Origin of the sequence: Rhodococcus sp. NPDC056743, assembly GCF_042790355.1 — a bacterium.
Lineage (GTDB): Bacteria > Actinomycetota > Actinomycetes > Mycobacteriales > Mycobacteriaceae > Rhodococcus_F.
The window spans coordinates 1,738-3,070 of record NZ_JBHTZI010000023.1 but is presented as its reverse complement, the minus strand read 5'-3'; the positions used below and the strand labels follow the sequence as shown (position 1 = coordinate 3,070).

Sequence of the window (1,333 nt, the reverse complement as noted above, 5' to 3'; positions counted from 1 at the left end):
CTGGGGGCTATTGCGTGAATGCCGCAGCTTCGGTGGTGTACTTGAGCCCCGCTACATTGTCGGCGCAGGATCACTTGACCAGTGAGCTATTACGCACTCTTTCAAGGGTGGCTGCTTCTAAGCCAACCTCCTGGTTGTCTTCGCGACCCCACATCCTTTTCCACTTAGTACACGCTTAGGGACCTTAGCTGGCGATCTGGGCTGTTTCCCTCTCGACTACGAACCTTATCGCCCGCAGTCTCACTGCCGCGCTCTCACTCACCGGCATTCGGAGTTTGGCTGATTTCGGTAAGCTTGTGGGCCCCCTAGACCATCCAGTAGCTCTACCTCCGGTGAGAAACACGCGACGCTGCACCTAAATGCATTTCGGGGAGAACCAGCTATCACGGAGTTTGATTGGCCTTTCACCCCTACCCACAACTCATCCCCTCAGTTTTCAACCTAAGTGGGTTCGGTCCTCCACGACGTCTTACCGTCGCTTCAACCTGGCCATGGGTAGATCACTCCGCTTCGGGTCTAGAGCATGCCACTGACTCGCCCTATTCGGACTCGCTTTCGCTACGGCTACCCCACACGGGTTAACCTCGCGACATGCCACTAACTCGCAGGCTCATTCTTCAAAAGGCACGCCATCACCCCCAACAGCAAGCTGTTCGAAGGCTCTGACGGATTGTAAGCGCACGGTTTCAGGTACTATTTCACTCCCCTCCCGGGGTACTTTTCACCTTTCCCTCACGGTACTAGTCCGCTATCGGTCACCAGGGAGTATTCAGGCTTATCGGGTGGTCCCGACAGATTCACACCAGATTTCACGGGCCCGGTGCTACTTGGGTTTCCATTACAACAGTCACAAAGTTTTCGTGTACGGGATTCTCACCCTCTACGACAGGCCGTTCCAGACCACTTCCACTAACCTCGTGATTTCTTACTGTTGGCCAACACGGCAGTATTGACAAAATGAACCCCACAACCCCACGAATGCAACGCCTGCCGGCTATCACACACCCATGGTTTAGCCTCTTCCGCTTTCGCTCGCCACTACTCACGGAATCACGGTTGTTTTCTCTTCCTGTGGGTACTGAGATGTTTCACTTCCCCACGTTCCCTCCACACGCCCTATATATTCAGGCGCGGGTAACACGACATCACTCGTGCTGGGTTTCCCCATTCGGACATCCTCGGATCACAGCTCGGTTGACAGCTCCCCGAGGCTTATCGCAGCCTCCTACGTCCTTCATCGGCTCCTGGTGCCAAGGCATCCACCGTACGCTCTTCATTACTTACAACAAAGATGCTCGCGTCCACTGTGCAGTTCTCAAACAACACACAAACC

General features: G+C 54.6%; 1 rRNA gene (cut by a window edge). It reads right to left on the bottom strand.

From position 1 onward, the window contains the following. A 23S ribosomal RNA gene (locus ACFRFQ_RS30435) occupies positions 1-1,286 on the bottom strand (it extends 1,927 nt beyond the left edge of the window). Between the last annotated feature and the right edge of the window lie 47 nt (positions 1,287-1,333).